General features: G+C 48.4%; 18 protein-coding genes. 14 read left to right on the forward strand and 4 right to left on the reverse strand.

The window, feature by feature from the left end:
- The first annotated feature begins 308 nt into the window (after positions 1-308).
- From flgF to CBE68_RS17995, 14 genes are all read left to right on the forward strand, one after another.
- Entirely contained in the window at positions 309-1,055 is a 747-nt protein-coding gene (flgF, locus tag CBE68_RS17930) for a flagellar basal-body rod protein FlgF (protein ID WP_087507596.1), read from the forward strand.
- A gap of 15 nt (positions 1,056-1,070) precedes the next feature.
- On the forward strand, positions 1,071-1,859 hold the full coding sequence (flgG, locus tag CBE68_RS17935; protein WP_087507597.1) for a flagellar basal-body rod protein FlgG: 789 nt from the start codon (positions 1,071-1,073) through the stop codon (positions 1,857-1,859).
- Between the two features lie 13 nt (positions 1,860-1,872).
- Entirely contained in the window at positions 1,873-2,544 is a 672-nt protein-coding gene (flgH, locus tag CBE68_RS17940; protein WP_087507598.1) for a flagellar basal body L-ring protein FlgH, read from the forward strand.
- Between the two features lie 14 nt (positions 2,545-2,558).
- Positions 2,559-3,656 (forward strand): flagellar basal body P-ring protein FlgI, encoded by a 1,098-nt coding sequence (locus tag CBE68_RS17945; protein WP_087507618.1) that lies wholly within the window; start codon positions 2,559-2,561, stop codon positions 3,654-3,656.
- Positions 3,634-4,605 carry a flagellar assembly peptidoglycan hydrolase FlgJ gene (gene flgJ, locus CBE68_RS17950; RefSeq protein WP_229744810.1) on the forward strand — a complete coding sequence of 324 codons (972 nt, stop codon included), beginning with the start codon at positions 3,634-3,636 and terminating at the stop codon, positions 4,603-4,605. The genes CBE68_RS17945 and flgJ overlap by 23 nt, the downstream gene beginning before the upstream one ends.
- A 16-nt stretch (positions 4,606-4,621) precedes the next feature.
- A complete protein-coding gene (gene flgK, locus CBE68_RS17955; protein ID WP_087507599.1) occupies positions 4,622-6,607 on the forward strand; it encodes a flagellar hook-associated protein FlgK in 1,986 nt (661 codons plus the stop codon).
- A gap of 10 nt (positions 6,608-6,617) precedes the next feature.
- Positions 6,618-7,856: a flagellar hook-associated protein FlgL gene (gene flgL / locus CBE68_RS17960; protein ID WP_087507600.1), complete on the forward strand. Its 1,239-nt coding sequence runs from the start codon at positions 6,618-6,620 to the stop codon at positions 7,854-7,856.
- A gap of 144 nt (positions 7,857-8,000) precedes the next feature.
- Positions 8,001-9,578: a flagellin N-terminal helical domain-containing protein gene (locus CBE68_RS17965; RefSeq protein WP_087507601.1), complete on the forward strand. Its 1,578-nt coding sequence runs from the start codon at positions 8,001-8,003 to the stop codon at positions 9,576-9,578.
- 56 nt (positions 9,579-9,634) lie between these two features.
- The gene (locus CBE68_RS17970) at positions 9,635-12,484 is read left to right on the forward strand and encodes an O-linked N-acetylglucosamine transferase family protein (RefSeq protein WP_087507602.1); all 2,850 of its coding nucleotides are present in this window, start codon (positions 9,635-9,637) and stop codon (positions 12,482-12,484) included.
- A complete protein-coding gene (rfbF, locus tag CBE68_RS17975) occupies positions 12,468-13,259 on the forward strand; it encodes a glucose-1-phosphate cytidylyltransferase (protein WP_269844732.1) in 792 nt (263 codons plus the stop codon). The genes CBE68_RS17970 and rfbF overlap by 17 nt, the downstream gene beginning before the upstream one ends.
- Positions 13,241-14,317 carry a CDP-glucose 4,6-dehydratase gene (gene rfbG, locus CBE68_RS17980; protein ID WP_087507603.1) on the forward strand — a complete coding sequence of 359 codons (1,077 nt, stop codon included), beginning with the start codon at positions 13,241-13,243 and terminating at the stop codon, positions 14,315-14,317. The genes rfbF and rfbG overlap by 19 nt, the downstream gene beginning before the upstream one ends.
- Positions 14,314-14,883 (forward strand): dTDP-4-dehydrorhamnose 3,5-epimerase family protein, encoded by a 570-nt coding sequence (locus CBE68_RS17985; RefSeq protein WP_087507604.1) that lies wholly within the window; start codon positions 14,314-14,316, stop codon positions 14,881-14,883. Before rfbG ends, CBE68_RS17985 begins: the two co-directional genes overlap by 4 nt.
- Before the next feature lie 13 nt (positions 14,884-14,896).
- Complete coding sequence (locus tag CBE68_RS17990; protein ID WP_087507605.1) at positions 14,897-15,763, forward strand: NAD-dependent epimerase/dehydratase family protein; 867 nt, start codon at positions 14,897-14,899, stop codon at positions 15,761-15,763.
- A gap of 2 nt (positions 15,764-15,765) precedes the next feature.
- Entirely contained in the window at positions 15,766-16,392 is a 627-nt protein-coding gene (locus tag CBE68_RS17995; protein ID WP_087507606.1) for a sulfotransferase family 2 domain-containing protein, read from the forward strand.
- Between the two features lie 74 nt (positions 16,393-16,466).
- Here CBE68_RS17995 and CBE68_RS18000 read toward each other — a convergent pair whose 3' ends face one another.
- The 4 genes from CBE68_RS18000 to CBE68_RS18015 form a co-directional block, all read right to left on the reverse strand.
- Positions 16,467-18,998, reverse strand: coding sequence for a sulfotransferase domain-containing protein (locus tag CBE68_RS18000; protein WP_087507607.1), 2,532 nt, complete (start codon positions 18,996-18,998; stop codon positions 16,467-16,469).
- A 25-nt stretch (positions 18,999-19,023) separates the two neighbouring features.
- Entirely contained in the window at positions 19,024-20,028 is a 1,005-nt protein-coding gene (locus tag CBE68_RS18005; protein WP_143824622.1) for a sulfotransferase, read from the reverse strand.
- Between the two features lie 13 nt (positions 20,029-20,041).
- The gene (locus CBE68_RS18010) at positions 20,042-21,100 is read right to left on the reverse strand and encodes a sulfotransferase (RefSeq protein WP_087507609.1); all 1,059 of its coding nucleotides are present in this window, start codon (positions 21,098-21,100) and stop codon (positions 20,042-20,044) included.
- A 149-nt stretch (positions 21,101-21,249) separates the two neighbouring features.
- Positions 21,250-21,954 carry a WbqC family protein gene (locus CBE68_RS18015; RefSeq protein ID WP_158100666.1) on the reverse strand — a complete coding sequence of 235 codons (705 nt, stop codon included), beginning with the start codon at positions 21,952-21,954 and terminating at the stop codon, positions 21,250-21,252.
- Positions 21,955-21,959 lie beyond the last annotated feature (5 nt).

Consider the following 21,959-nt stretch of genomic DNA (forward strand, 5'->3'; position numbering starts at 1 on the left):
TGATACTCCCCAAAAAGTAGTGTGGAGATCAGATCGAAGTTAACGGAAAAAGTTCAAAAAAATCCCCGCCAATTGCTTAGCGGGGATTTGTGTATAAGAGACAGGCCTTGTGGCAGCCTTTTTTGTTGCTTCTTGCCTCTCTTCTCCGTCCCGTCCCGAAATAGCTTTTCTCGCCTAAATTTCACCAGCTTTTCTCCCACGGTTTTTTGACGCATGCGTATTTAAATAATTGAAAATAATCAATTAAAAATAGTTGGCGCTGATATTGCTTTTGTCCGTTATGAGTTTTAACTGACGAAGGTTTGACTATGGATCGCGCGTTATACATTGCAGCCCAAGGTGCCAATCAAAATATGAATGGTATTGCGGTACGTAGTAATAACCTGGCCAATGCCCAAACCACGGGTTTTAAAGCCGATATGGAACAGGCTAGGGCAATGCAAGCTTATGGCGGAGGGTTGCCCACTCGGGTGTTTGCCATGACCGAGCGGCCATCCCAGAATTTTGATTCCGGGGCATTTATGACCACCGATCGGCCGCTTGATGTCGCCATCAAGGGCCAAGGTTGGTTTGCTGTTCAAGCTGCTGATGGAAATGAGGCCTACACCCGCACGGGAGCGTTGCAGGTTTCCGAGGGTGGGGTGTTGGAAAACAGTCGAGGCGAAATGCTGATGGGCGAAAATGGCCCCATTGTTGTGCCGTTGCCAATGGAAAAAATAGACATTGGAATCGACGGTACCATTTCGGTCTTGCCTCAAGGTGCGCCACCAAATGCCATTGAAGTCGTTGGTCGAATCAAAATGGTAAACCCAGATATTCGTGAGCTGGTGAAAGGCTCAGATGGCTTATTTCGTCTGCGTGAAGGCGGCGAGGCGGAGGAAAGTATTGATGTCAAGCTAGCCTCTGGCGTACTCGAGGGCAGCAACGTTAATGCTGTCAACGAAATGACAAACCTAATTAGTCTGCAACGACAGTTTGAAATGCAGATCAAAATGATGAAAACCGTGGAAGAGATGGACTCGTCCAGCTCGTCAATGATGAGCCTTCGCGGCTAATATGAGGTACTGACTATGCATCCCGCTTTATGGATTAGTAAAACCGGTCTGGATTCACAACAAACAGATATTTCGGTGATATCCAACAACATCGCCAACGTCAGTACTGTTGGTTTTAAGAAAAGCAGAGCGATTTTTGAAGATCTGCTTTATCAAAACATCAATCAACCGGGTGGTAGCTCATCGGCCAACACCGAAATGCCTTCGGGGTTAATGATTGGTGCCGGCTCTAAGGTTGTAGCTACTCAGAAAATCCACTCGCAAGGCAATATCATAACCACCGACAACTCGTTGGATTGGACCATTAACGGCAAAGGCTTTTTTGAGATTCTGCTGCCAGATGGCAACCTCGCCTACACCCGCAATGGCCAATTTACCCTTAACGATGAAGGCACCATTGTTACTAACGGTGCCGGCTATGAATTGCAACCGGCGATGCAGGTGCCAGAAGATGCCCGCTCAATCACGATTTCTGGCGATGGTCAGGTGTCAGTGCAAATCGAGGGAGAGGCTGAAGAAACCGTTATTGGCCAGCTCACCATCTCTGATTTTATCAACCCGTCTGGGTTGGAGCCGATGGGTGAAAACTTGTATGCCGAAACCGGCGCCAGTGGCGCACCAATTCAAGGTAATCCATCGCTCGATGGCCTCGGCAGTATTGGACAAGGCATGTTGGAAACATCAAACGTCAATGTCACCGAAGAGCTGGTCAACCTGATTGAGAGCCAGCGTGCTTATGAAATGAATTCCAAAGTGATTTCTGCTGTTGATCAGATGCTGTCGTTCTTGAATCAGCAGCTATAAGTCGGAGTGCACTATGAAACAGTTACTTCTGATTAGTATGGTTGCGTTGGCGGGTTGCGGAGCAACAACGCAGAAGCCCATTCCAGACGATCCTTACTATGCACCGGTGCTGCCTGAGATGCAGCCTAACCCGGTAATCCGCAGTGGCTCGCTGTTTCAAGACGGTTATGCGCAAAACTTATATTCGGACATTAAAGCCCATCGCGTCGGCGACATCATTACCGTGGAACTCAGTGAGTCCACTTCAGCGAAGAAAAGTGCCAAGAACGAGATCGACAAAGAATCGGAAGTGGGTTTGCAAACGCCAATTCTAATGGGCAGCCCACTGACGGTAAACGGCAACGAAGTTAATGCATCCATAGCCATGGAAAATTCGTTTTCCGGCGAATCAGATGCTGACCAAAGTAATAGTTTGAATGGCTCGATTTCGGTTCATGTGGTGCAGGTCATGGCCAATGGCAATTTAGTGGTACGCGGTGAAAAGTGGATGACGCTGAATCAAGGTGATGAGTTCATCCGCCTGTCGGGCATTATCCGGCCTGAAGATATTTCCACTGATAATTCGATTCCTTCGACTCGTGTCGCCAATGCTCGGATTCAGTACGCTGGCACCGGTGCGTTTGCCGATGCGCAGGAGCAAGGTTGGCTGTCAGCCTTCTTTAATAGCCCTCTGATGCCGTTCTAATGGGAGATTTAATTATGATTCGCTCATTCACTCTATTGTTATCTCTGGCGCTTTTGGTGGCGCCAGCAGCAAACGCAGAGCGCATCAAAGATATCACCAAGGTTCAAGGCGTTCGCGATAATCAGATCGTTGGCTATGGCTTGGTCGTCGGTCTGCCTGGCACTGGTGAACAAAGCAATTTTACTGAGCAAAGCTTTCGTACCATGCTCAGTAACTTCGGCATTACCTTGCCATCAGGTAGCCGCCCCAAGATCAAGAACGTTGCTGCGGTTGCCGTTCACGCCACTATGCCTGCGTTTGTTAAACCCGGCCAAACTCTAGATGTCACGGTATCTTCAGTCGGCAGTGCTGAGAGCTTACGTGGTGGCACGCTGCTACAAACTTTTCTTAAAGGGGTTGATGGCAAGGTGTATGCCATTGCTCAAGGTAACTTGTCCGTCAGTGGTTTCTCGGCTACTGGTTTGGATGGCTCGAATGTCGTTCAGGATACGCCGACCGCCGGACGTATTCCCAGTGGCGCAATTGTTGAACGGGCCATTGAGTCGCCATTTAGCCAAGGTGACCATTTGACCTTTAATCTTGACCAGCCTGATTTTTCAACCGCCATGCGGGTTTCAGAAGCCATTAATGAATTGGTTGGCCCGCGGACTGCGATGCCATTAGATGGCGCTTCAATCAAGGTGCTGGCACCACGTGACGTCTCTCAGCGCGTGGCGTTTCTGGCACTACTGGAAGACATTCAAGTTGAGCCGGCAGATACATCTGCTCGTGTCGTAGTGAATGCTCGCACTGGCACTATTGTAATTGGCAAAAACGTCACCTTGTTACCTGCTGCGATTACCCATGGCGGATTGACTGTGACTATTGCTGAAACCCAACAAGTATCTCAGGCCAATCCGTTTGCACCTGGCGGTGAAACGGTAGTTACCAATCAATCCGTCATTGATGTCAACCAAGAAGACTCGCGGATGTTCAAATTTGATCCAGGCACTACACTGGACGATCTGGTCAGGGCGATCAATGCCATTGGCGTTGGCCCGAGTGATGTGATGGCGATTCTCGAAGCGCTGAAAGAAGCAGGAGCATTACGTGGCGATCTCATCATCATCTAATAATGCCCAAACATTCGGTCAGGCCAGTAATTACAATGATCTGGCCTCACTCGATAAACTTCGGTCAGCCGCTCAAAAAGACGAGAAAAGCGCGCTACGAGAAGTTGCTCAGCAATTTGAGTCAATCTTTATGCAGATGGTACTCAAAGGAATGCGACAAGCTAATGCGGCATTCGAATCGGATTTGACCAACTCCAACTACACCAATTTCTATCGCGATATGGCCGATCAGCAGATGTCGCTGAATATGGCGCAGCAAGGGGCTCTAGGCTTAGCTGATGTGATGGTCCAGCAGTTGAGTCCTGAAGGTAACTTTACCCCTGCCAGCGTTATGCGAAGCGGTAGCATGCCATCCGAATCAAAAACTAGTCTCGATGCCAGAGCAATGATCGATCGGGCCGAGCATGGTAAATCGCCAGCCCGTTCAGTTAATAATGCCGTTGCTTCGGAAGCAAACTCCACACCGCAAGATATTAGTTTCTCTGGCCCGCAAGACTTTGTCGAAAAGCTCATGCCAATGGCACGTAAAACTGCTCAAGCGCTTGGCGTAAATCCTACCGCTATCCTCGCTCAGGCAGCGCTTGAAACAGGCTGGGGGCAGAAAATCATCCGTAACATGGATGGTAGTAACAGCTTTAACCTATTCAATATTAAAGCAAACTCATCTTGGCAAGGTGCCAAGGCAAGTGTTTCCACCTTAGAATTTGAAAATGACTTACCCGTCAAAAAAGTGGCGGCCTTTAGGAGCTATCAAAATCTTCAAGATAGCTTTAATGATTACGAAAATTTCCTATCTAATTCATCGCGTTACGCTGAATCTCTAAGCAAAAAAAATGATTCGGCAGGCTTTTTGCAAGAATTACAAAAAGCCGGGTATGCGACAGATCCTCGTTACGCTGAAAAGGCAGTATCTGTACTCAATAAAATCACCGGCATGATTGAACCTTAAGCCATAGGAAACTGCCATGCCGGTAGACATGTACAATTTGGGCGTGGGTGGCCTGATGACTGCTCAGCAGCAGCTCACCACCACCAGCCACAACATTGCCAATGTTGATACAGAGGGCTATACCCGTCAGCAGGTTGTCCAAGGCACCCAAGGGGCTCTTTGGGAAGGCGGTAATTACTATGGTACTGGCGTTTATAGCCAAGAAGTCCGCCGGATCTATGATCAGTTTGCTTACAATGAAGTGATCTATCATCAAAGCCGTTTTTCTTATTCAGAAACACTCGCAAATCGCCTCCAAGGGCTTGATGACACCATGTCCAAGGTCGGTGGCAATATGCTGGATTCGGTGGCCGAATTTTATGACGCCCTGAATTCAGTGGTCGATCAACCAACTGATGTTGGTATTCGCCAGGTGATGCTCGATAAAGCAGAAGCCATGGTGTCGGTGTTCAACTCACTTAACTCATCCATTGAATCGCAATACGAAGCGGTTAATACCGATATCGAAACCGTTGCCAGCAGAATGAACGAAATTGCTGAGCAAATTGCTACGTTGAATCGCGAGATTGTCACTGCATCTGGTAATGGCAATGGTGCAACACCAAATGATCTGCTCGATCGCCGCGATCAGCTGGTTAACGAGCTAGCCGAATACACCAATGTGTCAACGGTGGAGCAAGCAAGCGGCACGATGACGGTCATTATCGGCAATGGTCAAACACTGGTGGCAGACAATACTGCGTTTGGCGTCGATACAATTGCCGGTTCGCCAGATGTCCGCGACATTGAAATTGTTCTAACTCAAAGCGGCAATATTGTGCCGCTGTCCGGTGAAAAACTCGGTGGTCAGGTTGCTGCGCTGTTTGAGTACCGAGAGCAAGAGCTCAAACTCGCTCTCAATGAAATTGGCTTATCAGCGATCGCACTAGCGGATGCATTTAACTCGCAACAGGCTCAAGGACTTGATTTAAACGAGATGTACGGTAATGACATGTTTACCGACATCAATGAAACCTCGCTGGCGCAACAGCGTGTTCGCACCGATACCAGCAACACGGGGGCTGCTCAGCTTCAAGTCGATATCACTGAGGTCAGCAACCTTTCAGGTAAAGATTACGAGCTGGCATTTGAAGGCGGCGCTTATTTATTAACAGAATTAGATTCTGGTACCCAGTACAACTTAGGCGCTCCGGGTGCGATTACCATGCCGGATGCCGATGGCGACGGGGTGTCGGATTTGGGCTTTGATCTGGTTGACTTCGTTGTTGGCCCGCCCCTTGATGGTGATCGATGGCTGGTGACTCCAACCCGCGGATTTGCCGGTGATATGCAAGTGGCGCTGTCTGACCCGAAACAGATCGCGGCATCGTCAGTATTTGAAGTCTACCCATCGGATCTAAATGTCAGCCCAGCAAACGTTACTATTGTTGATGTTGATCCCTCGGATCCGCTGTTCTCAAACAATGATCTTGATTTCACTTTCATTGAGAACCCGGCTGGCTCGGGAACCGTTTTTTATGATGTTTTGGATTCAACTGGCGCCAGTCTGATTGGCGGTCCAGCGGCTTTGGGGCCAACGCCAACTCAAATCTCTTATGGCGGTATTACGCTTGACGTGACGGGCAATCCGATTGGTCAAGCGCCCAATGCGCCAGAGGTCTATTCAGTCCAGTATGCATTTGGACCCGGTAACAACTCCAATGCGGTGGCAATGACGGCCTTTCAAACCGCCAAGTTGATCAAAGGTGACTCGCTAACGATCCAAGGGGCTTATCAAAGTGTTGTTACCCAGATCGGTGTTCATACCGAGACGGCGGAAATTCTTCATACCACTAACCGCACAACTTTTGATTCTGCGACCGCCACTTACCTTGCCGCAGGTGGTGTTAATTTGGATGAAGAAGCATCAAACCTGTTGAAGTTTCAACAATCATATCAGGCTGCAGCTCGCATCGTGACAGTAGCAAAAGAAATAACCGATACCTTGCTGAATAGCTTTTAAGGGGTGATGCATGCGCGTATCCACGTTTCAATATTACCAGCTCAATACCAATAACATCCTCGATAAGCAAAGCAAAGTTAACGACAGCATCATCAAAATGAGTGAAGGCAAACGAGTGATTACTGCCTCTGATGATTCTGTTGCTGCCAACTCTATTTTGAACTTCAAGCAAGAAGTTCGAGTGACTGATCAATACCAGCGCAATATCGAGTTCGCCGAAGCTCGGCTCAAAACAGAAGAAACGGCTCTAGCATCGATCGAAGATCTTATGCTGCGGATCAAGGATCTAGCATTGCAAGGGAACAATGGTTCTCTTGGTCAAGATGCCAAAGAAGCGATTGCTCAGGAAATGGAGAACCGCCTCGAAGAACTACTCAGTATTGCCAACACTCGCGATGAGTCTGGAAGCTACATTTTCAGTGGTTACCAAACTGAACAAATACCTTTTTCTCAACAGCCTGACAAAACAGTGCAATACAACGGCGATCTTGGTGTGCGGGAAACGACGATCGGATCGAGCGTTTCAGTTGAGACCAACGATCCCGGTCAAACTGTATTTATCGATGTGCCCAACAGTGTCGGTGATTTTCGCCCGGCATATGGTGCCACCAATAACGGTAGAGCCTTTGTTGAGTCGGCCAACATTGTGGATCCGGCAAACTATGATGCCACTCTCGGTGACTATCAGATCAACTTCGTCGATCTAGATGGCGATGAAGTTATTGAGTATCAACTGTTTGATGGCGCTGGCAACCGTCTGCCACCTTTGCCGGGCCCTCCGGATTCAAACCTTTATGAGCCGGGTCAACCGATCAGTTACAACGGTTTTGAAATCGTCATCACCGGCGATCCTGAAGTGGGTGACACGATTGATCTGACCGAACAGCGTACTAAAGATATTTTCTCATCAGTACAAGATGCGATTGATTGGATGCGCCGCTCGCGGGATACCGACCAAGAAAAAGCATTACGCCAGGTGGAAATGGGTCACATTGTTTCCGACCTCAACCAATCAATGCTGCATATCACCTCGACACGTTCCAACGTCGGTTCTCGTCTACAAGTGATCACGTCCCAAGACATGATCAACGAAGACTACAAGATCACCGTTCAAACCGCGCAATCCAATTTGGAAGATCTCGATATTGCCGAGGCGTCAACAACATTTAGCCGGCAAACAGTTGCCCTTCAGGCGGCACAACAGTCTTTTGCGCAAGTCCAGAGTTTGACACTGTTTAACTATATTTAGATTAACATATTGAATTGTAAGTATTTTTACCTTTTGGCACGGTCAATGCTTAATTCAATGTGTCGCCGAAAAAAACGGCAATTTATTGACTCGATTAGCGGCCTTCTGCTTAAGGCCATAAAACACTGAAGTTGGAGGCTAGAAATGGCTCTTACCGTACAAACCAACGTGTCGGCTCTGAATTCGCAGAGAAATCTGAACCGCACCTCTGAAGATCTGAACACGTCTTTGACTCGGCTGTCTTCTGGTCTTCGTATCAACAGCGCACGAGATGATGCTGCTGGTCTACAAATCTCAAACCGCCTAACCTCTCAGATTAATGGCTTGGGCGTCGCGATCCGAAATGCTAATGATGGTATTTCGATGTCGCAAACGGCTGAGGGGGCGCTGCAGGAGTCTACTTCTGTGCTGCAACGGATGCGCGATCTGGCCATTCAGGCTGCAAACGGCTCGAACAGTGCTAGTGATCGAACAGCAATCCAAGAAGAAATCGCTCAGTTGCAAAAAGAATTGACCCGTATTGCTGAAACAACCACGTTTGGTGACCGTAACTTGCTGGATGGTACTTTCGGTACCGAATCTTTCCAAGTCGGTGCTAATGCCAATGAAACCATTGAAGTTGCGCTGGCGGCATTTCGAGCTTCTGATATGGGCTCCTATCAGCAGCAATTGAGTGTCGCATCAAATGCCGGTCAGGTCGTTTCTGCAGGTCTTGGCGGTGCAGTGATAGCAACTGCTGCATCAAACACTGCAGCACCGACCAATACAGTATTAGCCAATGGTGTTGGTGCTGGTGATGTAACTATTACCAGTAACGGTAATCAAGTCGCAGCTACTATTACTGCTGATGACTCCGCTAAAGACATTGAAGATTCGATCAACGATGTTGCCGGCGAAACTGGCGTTACCGCAGATGCTCGTACTCAAGTCCTGTTGAGCGGATTTTCTGCCAATGACACTATTTCGTTTAAGCTCATCGGGGACAACGACGAGGATATTCTCGACGCTAAAACCATCATCGCAGTGACCGGACCCAACGGAGAGTTGAGTGGTCTGGCAAATGAAATCAATAAGGTTTCAGGTGATACAGGCGTCACAGCTCGGGTAAATTCCGATGGCAACATCGAACTGACCAGCGAGCGTGGTGATGACATTGCAATGGTGGACTACCGCAGTAAGAACGCTACGGACCTGAGCGTACAGGCTTATGAGTACGACGGGACAACCTTTGCCGGAGCGGCACAAACCGTTGGCGGAGGGGCTGGTAGTGTCACCATTGCTGGTACCGTGCGACTCGACTCGTCAACGTCTTATACTGTTGATGCCACTGGTAATACTTTAGTTGGTTCGTCCGATGCAACTGGCTTGTACGGCGCAGCGGTGGCTTCCAACGTATCAGGCTTGGCGCAAGTGTCTGACATTGATGTAGGAACTGCTAAAGGTGCGCAGGATGCGCTGGCAGTAATCGATGGCGCATTAAACTACATCGATAGTTCTCGAGCACAGCTTGGTGCGGTTCAAAACCGTCTAACTTCGACAATTTCGAACCTCGATAACATCATTGAGAATCAAAGTTCAGCTCGGAGCCGGATTCGAGATACAGACTTCGCCGCTGAGACCACAGAGCTGACAAAAAATCAAATTTTGCAGCAGGCTGGCACCTCAATTTTGGCGCAAGCGCAACAATTGCCACAAGCGGCACTTAGTTTGCTGCAAGGTTAAGTTAAATCAGGTAAAAAGGCAGCTGTCATGGCTGCCTTTTTATTTTGGAGTGTTGAATGCTCAAACCCGGATGGCAACAAGAATTTGGCCAACTGGCCGACAGTTGTATTCGCCTACTATCGGAATTAGCTGAAACTGCTTATAAGCAGGGCAGTGTCACTCGCTTGCGAGCTACCGTTGAGAGTTTGCTAAAACATGATCACTGTGATGATCAACACCTCATCCATTTAGCCGAAGCAGGTCTTAAAACCAGCCGCCCGAAACTCGCAGAGTTTGCCTTAAGCAAACTAATCGAACGCTCTCCCCAACAAGCCGACTATCTTCTCCACTTATCGAATGTCAAAGCGGCGCAAGGCCAGTTTGACTCTGCACTTGAAATCCTCGAACGCATACCCGGGCAATACCAACAAGCGCCAGAGCTCACTCAGCAAAGGGCAGACATCAGTTCTCGGCTGCAGCAGCAACAAGAGTTGCGTAAGCTTATTGATGAAGTGTTGGTCAGTAGCGTAGCCAGCGGTATGAGTGAGCAAGACTTCGAGACGCACGGTCAATCAATCTTGCAGGCCGCCATCAATTTAAATGATCAGCAAGCAATCATTGATGTCACAGCGGCGTTGAGTAAACGTCTACCGCTTGAGCAAGAGCTACTTATTCAATTGTGTCAGAGCTTAGAACAAGCGGATAACGATGAATGGATGGGGCGTTTCGTCATGGCGTTGAGCCGTTGCGGGCGCTTCCCCCATTTGATTCGTTATTACCTAGAGTGGATGTTGAACCGCAATCGTCAAGCGAGCTTGGTGGCTGTCGAGCCGCTGTTGAAGTCTCTTGGCCCACATAGCCAACCTGATTGTGTTGATATTGTAGCAATCCTATTGGCGCTGAAAAGCGATTGGCAAGGTTTTGCCCGCTGCTGCGATTCTGCGATGGCGTCGATGACCAAACCTCCAGTGCTGTTTCGGTATGCTATTAGTTATTGGCTGCAAAATGGCTTTGCTGAAAAACTAGACTCTTGGTTAAAGCAAGCAGAGAGCTTGACGGCTAATGAACTGCGATTTTTTGCTGCGGCCCTTGAAGGGCAGCGAGAGCATCGAGCAACTCGTTTGCAACTGCTGCAGCTGGCGTATGGCAAAGCCAGCGACGACCCCAATATTCTCAACGACTTGGGGGATGCACTGCTTATTAGCGGCAATAGCGCTGATGCCATCCAGTGCTTTTTTAAAGCCATAAATAACGAACAAGAAGAGAGCTTTTACACCTGTTACAACCTCGCAGTTACCTTGCAGGCCGAAGGAGACAATCGTCAGGCATTTGATTACTTCAAACGTGCCATCGCAGTCGACCCGCAACAGTGGCCGAGTTGGAAACAACTCTGTCATCTGCTGGTCAGCTCGGGTACTTGGCAAATGGCCTATGATGTTGCTCGCTATTACCTGTCTGAGCATGATGAAGATGCGCAAATTTGGGGCCATCTAGCAACGGCCGCTTTGAAGTTAAGCCAGATCTCTGATTCGCGTACCTATATTGAACAAGCGCTGAAACTAAAACCCAACGGCAGTGGTCCGCTAACCAATTTAAGCTTAATTGAAATGGCGTGTGGCAATATTTCCGAGGCATTTGCCGCCAATCAGAAAGTTCTGATGAGCAGCTCCGCGCCGGATTTAGTGCGCCAGAACGCGCTGTCAAATATGCTCTTTTGCGGCAATTATGATCCCAATAAATCAGCAGCTGAGCTTTATAACATCTACCGTGCTGTTACTGGTCACATGCCACGACAAAAGTATTTTCCAACGGTCAATGATTATCACGGGCGGCGCATTCGAGTTGGCTATGTGTCAGCTGATTTGAAAATGCATCCGGTGGCGTTCTTTGTCGAAGCACTATTTGCTCATCATGATCGCCGCAAATTTGAGATTTTTGCTTATTCTGGCGTTGGTATGGAAGATGATTATTCCGATATGCTTCGCAATCATGTTGATCATTGGAAGTACATTGGTAAAACACCAGACGAAGAACTGGCGGAGATGATCATTGACGATGGCATTGACGTGCTGATGGATCTGAGCGGCCACACGGATGGGAATCGGCTGAGTATGTTTGCCTTGAAGCCGTGTGCCGTGCAAATCAGTTGGCTTGGTTTTGCTCACTCCACAGGAATGAGGCAAATGGACTACTTTCTCGGTGATGAACAGTTGACGCCGCCTTGTTGCGACCAATACTTCGCCGAAAAACCTTACCGTTTGCCACGAGCTTCTTATTGCTTTACGCCTAACGTTCGCTTCCGTGACTTTGAGCCCCAGTTGACCCGCCGGTCGGATGAAGAGCCTCTGGTTCTGGGTAACCTCGGGCGCGCCATTCGTTTCAATACGCCAGTGTTGAACCTTTGGAAACGTGTTTTGGATGCTGTGCCAAACAGCATTATCAAAATTGACAACCCTAACTTTAAAGATCAAGAAAGCCAGCAAATGATGCGGCAACGCTTTGCCGAGCACGGTATTCCCAATGATCGACTTTGGGTTGGCTTCACTTCTGATTACTGGCAGTCCATTGTCGATATTGATATTGCGCTCGATGGCTTTCCGCAAAACTCAGGCACTACCTTGTTCGAATTCCTCTGGTGCGGAACGCCGGTGGTGAGTTTAAAAGATCGCCCGTCTGTTGGGCGCTTGGGCGCAATGGTGCTACATGGAGCCGGCCGCGACGAATGGATTGCAGAAACTGCCGAGCAGTACATTGAGATTGTCGCTGAGCTCGCTGCTGACCGCGATCGGCTGCATCAGATTAGAAGCGGCTTGCGACAACAGTTCCTTGATTCAGAATTATGTGATGGGCCCGATTTTGCCCGCGCAGTGGAAGATGCCTACGTGGCCATGTTAAAGGAGAAATCCGCTCATGACAGTCATCGATAAGCAAATGAAAGCCGTGATTCTTGCTGGCGGACTGGGAACCCGTATTAGTGAAGAATCGCATTTAAAGCCGAAACCCATGATAGATGTCGGCGGTCGTCCGATTCTTTGGCATATTATGAAGATATGCTCGCACTATGGGATCAATGAGTTTGTCATTTGTCTCGGCTACAAGGGATACAAGATCAAAGAGTATTTCAGCAACTACTTTCTCTACAATTCTGATGTTACCTTTGATTTTAAGTCCAACAGCATGGATGTTCATAATAAGCATGCAGAGCCTTGGAAAGTGACGTTGGTAGATACCGGCGATGATTCTGATACCGGCGGGCGGCTAAGGCGAGTTCGTGACTACCTTGGTGATCAGCCTTTTTTGTTTACCTATGGTGACGGTGTTGCCGATATCAATATTGAACAGCTTGTGGGGTTCCATAAAGCACACGGCAAGTTAGCAACCGTTAGCGCGGTGTTGCCGCCAGGACGCTATGGTGCTCTTGAGTGCGACGGCGATATGGTTAACGGCTTTCGCGAGAAACCAAGAGGCGATGGCGGCATGATCAATGGTGGATTCTTTATCCTTGATCCGGCTGCTGTCGATTACATTGAAGGTGATACAACTTCTTGGGAGCAGGCTCCGCTAAAAAACCTTGCAGCAGATGGCCAATTGCAAGCTTATCGTCATGATGGGTTCTGGCATGCAATGGATACCCTGCGTGATAAAAACCACTTAGATAGTTTGTGGAAATCGGGTAAAGCACCATGGAAAGTCTGGCCGTAGCGGCAGAGTTTTGGCGCGGTAAGCGCGTTGTTGTCACCGGCCATACCGGATTTAAAGGCAGTTGGCTGGTTACTTGGTTAAAGCAACTGGGCGCGGAGGTCACAGGCGTTGCACTTGCGCCAAATACCTCGCCAGCATTGTTTGAATTACTCGACTTAGAAACAAAAGTAGAACATCGTGTGGTCGACATTTGTAATGCCACTGAAGTGCAGCAAGTGATTCGAGCGGCTAATCCCGATGTTTTATTCCATCTCGCGGCCCAACCTTTGGTAATCGACAGCTATCAGCGACCGTTGTTGACGATGGCAACCAATGTCATGGGTACCGCTCATGTGCTTGATGCGGCAAGGCAGTGTCGAGCACTAAAAGCTGCCATTGTCATCACTACCGATAAAGTTTATCGGCCCGATCCGAATGGCGCTCGCCATCTTGAAACTGACCACCTCGGAGGTCACGATCCATACAGTGCAAGTAAAGCCTGTACCGAATTATTGGTTGATAGTTTTCGAGCGTCTTTTTTTAGTGTCCCAAATTCTCCTGAAATTGCTACCGTTCGAGCCGGCAATGTCATAGGTGGCGGCGATTTTGCAGAGAATCGGTTAGTGCCAGATATTTGTCGGGCGTGGGCGTCGAATAGCCAAGTGATCATTCGACAACCGAAAGCGATTCGACCCTGGCAACATGTACTTGATGCGCTGCATGCTTACTTGCTATTGGCCCAATCTTTATGCCAGAGCAAGGGTTTTGGTCGGGCTTGGAACATTGGTCCTGCAGCTGACGACATGTGGCCTGTGGGCGATATTGTTGCGTACATGCAAACCTTATGGAACGGGGCAAAGGGCATGAAAATCGAACCAATGGAATATCACGAAAATCCTAGTTTGTTACTGAATAGTGATGCCATTGCACAAGCAATGGGATGGCGACCTGTATGGGATTTACCTCAAGCGTTAGAAAACACTACTCGCTGGTACCAGCTGTGGGCTGATGGCTTGGATGTCAAAGACTTAACTAACTGTCAGATTGAACAATTCATGAAGGATGCGTGTCACTCGTGAATCAGGATTTCTCTCTAGAGCCATTACCGTTGGCTGGCGCTTTTCGTATTCGGCATAAAGTCTTTGCCGATCAGCGCGGTATGTTTAAACGCATCGGTTGTCACCAAACACTGCTGGATGCAGGGGTTGATGCGCAGCCGCGTCAAGTGAACTGCTCAATGACGCCAGTAAAAGGCACAGTGAGAGGCATGCATTATCAAATGCCTCCTGCTGCCGAGGTCAAGATTGTCAATTGCTTCCATGGTGAATTGTTTGATGTGCTCATCGACTTGCGACCAAATTCGGCGACATTTTTGCAATGGCACGGAGAACGTTTGTCGGCCGATTCACATACCAGCCTGATTGTTCCCAAGGGATTTGCTCATGGCTTTCAGGCTTTGAGTGACAATGTTTTGATGATGTATCTCAACAGCACAGATTATTCGCCCGATCTGGAAGGAGGGCTAAACCCTCTCGATCCGACGATTAACGTGAAGTGGCCGCTGCCAGTGGTTGGATTATCAGCCAAAGATGGCGGCAGAGAGTTTATCGATTCTCACTTTGACGGTATTCCATTGGTTACGTAATGGAGCAGTTTGAATGAAAATTGCTATGACTGGAGCCGCTGGTTTCATCGGCCAACATGTGTTGCAGTCGCTGCTGCGGCGGGGTCATGAGGTGATCGCAATTACTCACCAACGGCCGATTGCTGTCGGCCACAAGCATTTAACAACGCTCAGTATTCCATTGCAGAAGTTGGCTCAATCGCCTCTGGCGTTCGCCCGATTGCATCAACCTGAGGTGTTTTTGGATCTCGGTTGGCAGCACCTTGATGATTACCAACATACTTCGCACATCGCAGAACAACCTCAATTACATCTCGCCTTGATTGAAAATTTAGTGCGGCAAGGTATTCAACGTGTTGTTGGGGTCGGCACTTGTTTTGAGTATGGCGATGTCTCAGGTGAAGTTGATGAGCAGCAAGACTGCAAGCCACAACAAAACTATCCCCAAGGTAAATTACAGCTTCTGCAATCGCTACAGTCGCTTAAGCAGCAACTCTGTTTTGATTTGTGCTGGCTGCGACCCTTTTATGTCTATGGTTTGAATACCGCGCGGCCAACGTTATTCAATGCCATCAAATCTGCCGATGACAATGGCGAAATCGAGTTTCCGCTTCGGACGCCCAACGCCGCACATGATTTCGTAGCGGTCGCAGAGTTAGCCGATATGATTGCACGATTGACAGAGCTAGGGCAGGATGACGGCGTTATTAACTGTTGTCATGGCCGGTTGCGCTCGGTCCAACACGTGGCCAATGATTTCGTTGCCGAACAACAACTCGCGATCAAACCCGTACCAGCGGCTGATGCCGAACTGGTGCCAGTCAAACCATTTTTTGGAGCCGTTGCTAAGTTGAATAGTATTTTGCAACGCTCTGTTGAATCTGTTTCTGGAGAACAATAACTATGCCTGTGCTCGTCAACGGCAAGCAACATTTGCTTTTCATCCATGTGCCCAAAACTGCTGGCACCTCAATGGAAATATTGTTTCAAAAGAGCGGTTGGGGTGTGGGTTATGTTGATTATGGCTTACAGGGCACATTAAACCATTTGCGTCCCTGCTCGCCACAGCACATGCATGCGGAGATGCTGCAACAGCAGTTCGTGCTGCATCAGTTTTCCGGCATATTCATGATCGTCCGTCATCCTTACGCTCGATTCCGCTCGGAATACTGCTTTGCCAATCAGAACAACCTAGATACTTCTGCTGCGGCGGTTGAAGCTTGGACCCGTAAGGTCATGAGTGTGTACGCCGCTAATCCACATATCTTAGATAATCACATTCGGCCTCAACATGAGTTCTATGTGCCCGGTGCAACTGTCTACAAACTGGAAGATGGTTTCGATAGCATGAAAGCTGACTTGTCCGCCACCTATGGTGTCCAATTTACCAGTGAAGATGTACGCGAGATGACCCGAGAAAAGCAGCATGGTTTTTCATCATCTGATGTGGTGCTCAATGATAATGTCAAAGCGATGTTGGACGTGTTCTACGCCGAAGACTTCATCAAATTTGGCTATCAACGCAGCTAATAGTGAATAGTCGCGAAGAGCAAAAAAGCAGCCGACTGGGCTGCTTTTTTAATGCCGAATAGTTGCTAGTTTGGTTATATCTGCAGCCAATCTTGTACATCAATGTCGAAATCTTGCCCTAACTGGGTCACGTCCTGTAAGTAGAAGCCGCGCAAAAACTGCTGCTCTTGTGCCGATAGCTTGGTTTTATGCGGCTTTTGATTGACCGGTTTGCCAGGGATTTGTTGACGCTGAACGCCGATGAAATCGAATACTCGATTGAGTGTCTCCTGATGGGTATGAAGCAAGTCATCGTGCTTTAGCAAAAGCAGTTGTTCGGCCGGAAAATACTTCATCACATTTTGCAGTTGTTGGGCGTAAAGTCCGCGTTCTAATAAGCCCGGTTTCACCGACTGTTTGCTGTGGAAGTCACTGATAGCAAAGTCTAAGAAATCGACTTCCCCCTTGAGCACTTCATTGCGGAACAACATGTTCCAGTGGGAATTAGCGCGAGAAACTGGATCGCGTAGCAAACAAATCAGCTTCATATTCGGGTTATAACGAGCGATTGCCGCCATAGCTCGGTCGTACCGCAAGTACGCAGGAGTGGCCTCGCCGCAGGCAATGGTTTGCTCTGAAGGTTGAAATTGTTGCTCGAGCAGGCTGAAGTCCTGATTTTGTTGTTCGTCGTAAAAGTAATGCAGCTCTTTTTTATCAGCTGGCATACACACGTTGGCATGCTGCCGCAAGAAATAATCAAGCGCAGTGGTGCCGCACTTCTGTGCGCCGATAATGACGAAGTTCAACAGTGGCTTTGACGCCGTAGTATCTCTACGCGAGGTGCTGACAGGCGTTGAAGCGAGCTGGCCGCCGATCCCCAGCGAATCGATTGGCTTGATCAATGCCGCCTGCTCTGTTGCCACAGACAATGGCTCTTCCACGACAGCAGGCTTATGTTGCTGCCAATTTGCTAACAGTTGCTGCTCTGAGTATTGCGCCATCGCTGGCGCCGTTGGTATCACAGTGTAAGGCCTCTGATGTTGGTCGCGATAAGTGGCCAAACAAGGAGTTTGTGCTGGCAGTGTTAAACAGCCTTGAACCAACAGGGCACTGTCTGTTGCTGCCACTATGTCGAGACTAGAGCGCCGAAGGAGGTTATCCAACCGTCGTTGTTGCATTAACGCCAGTGTTTGTTGTCTAGGTAAATCCAGCAGTTTGTCAGTTAAAACTTGTCGCTGATCACTAGTGATTTCTGTTGTTCTGAGCTCGTTGAGTGATGTGTCATGTTCAACCAGCAGTAAATCTTCGGCACCTAGCAACGTCATGGCAGACAAGTTATAGATTCTTAGCATCGCTTTGACAGGGAGTCGTTGCGCTGGCAAACCGGACAAGTGATAAACCACCACTTGTTGTGGGCAGCTGTTAAGTGTTGATGCCAACTCCGGACTGAGCGGTTGATGGTTGATATCGACCCAAATGATGGCATCGCAGGCTGCCACTTCTGGACTCTGCAGATCGAGGAGTCCTTGAGAATTGACTGGGCAGGAAACCAGTTGATCAAACTGAGCCGACTCGAAGGCATCGACCAGATAATCAGGGCACGCCCATCGTTGGCCGTTTGGTTGCTGGCCGAGCAACTGAGTTGCCGCAGTCAGATTTGGCAGCAGTTGCAATTGCGTATTACTGGGTAAGTTACCGAGGTAGCGATATGCTTGGAGCAACTGATGTGTTTGCTGTTTTGCTGACTGTTTGTCATAGTTTTTGAGTAGGGTCGCCAACTCAGGATCAACAAGTTGCTCCTGATACACGGGTTTACCAGCAAGATGATTGTAATAGCTCACTAGCTCTTTTCGATAAACCTGGCCCCAAGGGCGACGAAGCAAATCGTCCATGTTGCTGATACTGAGACTCAAACCGCCATCTATCCACCGCACGTTTGGAAAACGCTGGCGCAGCTTGAGCATCCAATAAGTGCCAATCGTTGCTGCTTGCAGTAATACGACTGCGTGTTGATCAAATTGCTCTAGAATTGCGACAATCTCGTCTTCGAACATATGACGCATACAGCAAGTATTCGTGGGGTGTATCTGCAGATGTTCGAATCGCGGCAATTTGAATAGGTTGCCGAGTTCTTTGAGATAGCCAGGGCCGACCAGCAGCACGTTTTCATGTCGAAGTCGTTCAACTAACTGATCAAACGAGAAGTCGTGGATAGCTAACTTAAGGACCAGTCCGTCGTTATTGTTGATGGCCTCTTTGCCGACCATGTACTCCAGGAATGGTACTGATTTTTCTGGATTGTGCGGAGTTCCAAGAATCGCATTGTCATCAGGCCATGCGCTCAATCCAAAATTCAAACTTAAACTTGGATCTTGGTCATTAAGAGCCTGTTTGAGCAGCGTATCAAGTTCATCGACCAGGCCATCTTCCCAATAGCGTCGGGGGCTATTTGCGTTACTTTGCTGATAGCGAATATCAGCCTGAATTTTTTCTTCAATCGTTACCGGCCATTCAACACCGTCTAACGATTCAGCGAGCTTTTCCCAATACCCATGATTGATCTTGGTATAGGAAAAATTTGGATATTTGTCATATTGCTCAATGAAGCAATCGAGTGCTTTTTTCACGTTGTCGTTAACCTATTTATGCGCGTTATACTTTGCTGTCGATAAAGTGAGGCTTATCGCGGATCTCGGTAATTTTTCGGTGGAGCTTACCGCGACGTTCACGCTCCGCTTCTGGAATCGTCATAAATTCAGGTTTTTCATAGGGCTCGACGGCACTGAGTTGCGCCTCCAAGGCAATAAATTCAGATTCGCTTAAACGTTCAAACACTGGGGTATAACCCAGCGACGCCATCTCGTCCCAACACAGATATTCAATAAACTTAATCTCATCTTGAGTCAGTCGTTTTTCGAAGGTGTTGAAGTTGTTTTGCATCAACGGGCTACCGATATTGCGCCAGTCAATAGCAACGCTTGAGCTTGATTGAGTTTCCTGTTTCTTGTGGAAATTCAACATGTCAGGATGAAAGTCGATGTTCAGTAGCGAGCATGCATGTTGCAATGTTTGCTGCGGTTGTTGCAGTAGCGACTCGTAGCTGAAACACGGGACATTGTCGGCTCCAATCTCATGTCGCATTGCAGTATAGCCATGCTGATCTTGCTTCCAAGTGCGTGCTGCTCTGACTACTCCGCCGCGGATCGCATAACCTTGCTTCCACGAAGAGGCCATATCGCGCGGGTCTCGCATCATGTACAAGTACTTTGCATCCGGAAAGTATCGGCGAATATAGCTGGCATAACTGTAGATCTGGTTTTCTTTCAGCAAAATATGCTGCTTGCCGTGTAGTTCTCGCTCTTTTTTGTAAATGGCGCTCAGCAAACTTGGGAAGTCACCCGGCGCGGCAAAATCAGCCACCATCTGCTCGGTTAAGGTCAGTCGCCATGGTGAATTTTTGAGTTCGAATAGCTCAAGGGTATCTTTGCTAAGGAGTTCCCAAGAATCCTTGAGGTTACCGTACTTCCATAGGTTGGGAACGATGATCTGAGCGAGGTGGCTCGGGCTTGGGCCACACACGTTTGGGTGAGCATCGAAAATCTTGGTGATCAGATTGCTACCGCTTCGCTCGGAGCACATTAAAAATATTTCGGACACGGTTCCTTTCCTTCTAAAGCGCTTGCGAGTCAACCGTTGTAGAACACAAGTTGGCTTGGCAATGAAATTGGTATGCGTCAAGCAACTGACTGACTTCTGGTTTGGTCAAAGCCTGTCGGTTATTTGGTTTGAATTGGCTAACACCGGTGTAATCCGCAGGAATCTCGTAGTCGAGATTGGCTAGCGTTTGACGCAGTTGCTGATAAAAACCAGCTGGGTTTTGGCAAAATTGATCGTAATCGATGTGCAATGCGTGACTATGGTGTGTGAGCTGCTGGGCAATTGAATCATTGCTGTAAAACACTTGCCCTGCCACTTGGTGATAGCAGTCCATGGTCAACAGTTGTTGATATTGCGCAGGCTTCACTGACCACCACTGCTCTCGGTTACCGTAGTATTGCTCTCGTGCCAACAAGATCGATTGCATGTTGCACAATGGCTCTCGCTGGCAATGGATGATCACCACTCGTTTGAGAACTCGGCATAGCGGAGCAAGATTAAACTGGGCCATCATGGCTTTGGTCACGAATGGCTTTTGAAATACATCCTGAATGCTGAACAAGCCCTGGCAAATGCCCTGCCAATCGACCTCATTGACTTCTTTGTCTGACAAATGCGCAGGCATGTAATGATTGATGTACTGGCGGAAGAAATGCTGAAACTCGCTTGTAGCCAAGGCGCCTTGGCTTTTGCCAAGCAGCGATTCAAAGTTGACCGATGATTTTAAGTCGTCAAATTCTCCGCTGGGATCGAACTGATGCTCGAACAGCATGCGTTGAATCAGCGCGCCAATGTGCGGCGCATAAGCAAAGCGATTCATGACGTTGCTCGGGTAGGCGAATAACCCAAGTGAAGATAGCCATTGCAACATCAATGTGGTGCCACTGCGAGGAGCGCCGACAATCAGTATTGTTGGCCAATTGGCTTGCTCATGATGGACCTGCTGTTGCATTTGAACAGGGCTGAGCAGTGAACTCAATTGTGTGATCACATGTTCCAGCTGGCTGTATTTTTGTTCGGTCATATCACGCTGTTTGTTGGTCTGGCGACGGCAGATTCTAATAATGGCCATCAACAGTCACGGTTTCGGCCATCCTAACACCTTATGTCATCACTGCACTGATTGGTGTCGCAATATTGCGGCTCTCGGCGGTATCCCATCGGTGTCGATTAGCCGTGATTTATCCAAAACCAAGCATGTTACATGCCAAGGATTGGTGATTACACGAGGTCAAATTCAGCTAAAAAGCCGCAAATGTCATCTACCGAATTGTGCATCATGACATCGATAATGCTCAAAAACGGCACAAATTCGTGGCCGCCCAGCTGTTGATAGGTGATGTTTTTTGATTGCAGAAAACTCAGCTTGATACCGGCATTGGCAAAGTCATCGCGATTGTACAGGTCCGTGCCGCCAATCGGATTAATGTAGTGGTTTGCGGCCATCACGCGGTTTAGTTCGATGACTCGCGATTGCCCCTGTAAGGCATTGTTTTTTGTGAGCTGCGAAGAGCAAACAATGTTTGTCGTTATACCTAAATAATCGCAGCAGGTTTGAAGTGTATGGACGGCAAATCGCGCCATATTGATATCCGGGGTCGTCAAGCTATCAACAACAACGTCCATCGCTTGTTTGAAGTAAGGGCTTTTGCCATATGCGCCCTTTATCTGTCGGAGTATTTTGGCTCGTTGTTGTTCCGTATCGGCAGATAGTTGCCGTTCGTTGATCGGCAAAAGAGTTGAATCTTTTTTCACTGGCAGGGTGATGAAGTGCGGTTTGCCTTGCACGAGGATGCGATTACGGTTAATCCAGCCGCCTTTAATCCACTGGACGTCGTCATGTATGACAAATTGGTCAACTGCCTTGATCAGCTGGAAGTACCCAATGTATGGAAATACATAGGGCTGCATGATACCAAGTTTCATGTGCG

It is taken from the genome of Neiella marina (assembly GCF_002165625.1).
Lineage (GTDB): Bacteria > Pseudomonadota > Gammaproteobacteria > Enterobacterales > Neiellaceae > Neiella > Neiella marina.

Bases quoted from the DNA above. Each gene is read 5' to 3' on its own strand.
- flgF (WP_087507596.1), top strand. From the start codon at position 309: ATGGATCGCGCGTTATACATTGCAGCCCAAGGTGCCAATCAAAATATG.
- flgG (WP_087507597.1), top strand. From the start codon at position 1,071: ATGCATCCCGCTTTATGGATTAGTAAAACCGGTCTGGATTCACAACAA.
- flgH (WP_087507598.1), top strand. From the start codon at position 1,873: ATGAAACAGTTACTTCTGATTAGTATGGTTGCGTTGGCGGGTTGCGGA.
- CBE68_RS17945 (WP_087507618.1), top strand. From the start codon at position 2,559: ATGATTCGCTCATTCACTCTATTGTTATCTCTGGCGCTTTTGGTGGCG.
- flgK (WP_087507599.1), top strand. From the start codon at position 4,622: ATGCCGGTAGACATGTACAATTTGGGCGTGGGTGGCCTGATGACTGCT.
- flgL (WP_087507600.1), top strand. From the start codon at position 6,618: ATGCGCGTATCCACGTTTCAATATTACCAGCTCAATACCAATAACATC.
- CBE68_RS17965 (WP_087507601.1), top strand. From the start codon at position 8,001: ATGGCTCTTACCGTACAAACCAACGTGTCGGCTCTGAATTCGCAGAGA.
- CBE68_RS17970 (WP_087507602.1), top strand. From the start codon at position 9,635: ATGCTCAAACCCGGATGGCAACAAGAATTTGGCCAACTGGCCGACAGT.
- rfbF (WP_269844732.1), top strand. From the start codon at position 12,468: ATGACAGTCATCGATAAGCAAATGAAAGCCGTGATTCTTGCTGGCGGA.
- rfbG (WP_087507603.1), top strand. From the start codon at position 13,241: ATGGAAAGTCTGGCCGTAGCGGCAGAGTTTTGGCGCGGTAAGCGCGTT.
- CBE68_RS17990 (WP_087507605.1), top strand. From the start codon at position 14,897: ATGAAAATTGCTATGACTGGAGCCGCTGGTTTCATCGGCCAACATGTG.
- CBE68_RS17995 (WP_087507606.1), top strand. From the start codon at position 15,766: ATGCCTGTGCTCGTCAACGGCAAGCAACATTTGCTTTTCATCCATGTG.
- CBE68_RS18010 (WP_087507609.1), bottom strand. From the start codon at position 21,100: ATGGCCATTATTAGAATCTGCCGTCGCCAGACCAACAAACAGCGTGAT.
- CBE68_RS18015 (WP_158100666.1), bottom strand. From the start codon at position 21,954: ATGAAACTTGGTATCATGCAGCCCTATGTATTTCCATACATTGGGTAC.